The following is a 325-nucleotide window of genomic DNA, read 5'->3' on the forward strand; positions in this document are numbered from 1 at the left end:
CGAGCCTGAACGCGCTGGTGAAGGACGACGGCCTGCCCGCCGCGCTGGCCACCGTCAAGGGCAGCGACGGCCGCACCCGCAATTACACCGCCGGCGTCGGCAACCTCGCCACCAGGGCCAAGGTCCCCGTGGACGGACAGATCCGGATCGGCAGCAACACCAAGACCTTCACCGCCGTCGTCGTCCTCCAGCTCGTCGCCGAAGGAAAGATCGACCTCGACACGTCCGTCGACACCTACCTGCCCGGCCTGCTGCGCGGCGACGGCATCGACGGACGCAACATCACCGTCCGTCAACTGCTCCAGCACACCAGCGGCCTGCCCGA

The 325-nt window shown here is 68.9% G+C and carries 1 protein-coding gene; it reads left to right on the forward strand.

The features are described from left to right. Positions 1 to 325: serine hydrolase domain-containing protein (locus tag PUR71_RS00070; RefSeq protein WP_329924228.1), on the forward strand; the 325-nt coding region annotated here is incomplete at both ends.

Origin of the sequence: Streptomyces sp. SP17BM10, assembly GCF_036322405.1 — a bacterium.
Taxonomy (GTDB): Bacteria; Actinomycetota; Actinomycetes; order Streptomycetales; family Streptomycetaceae; genus Kitasatospora.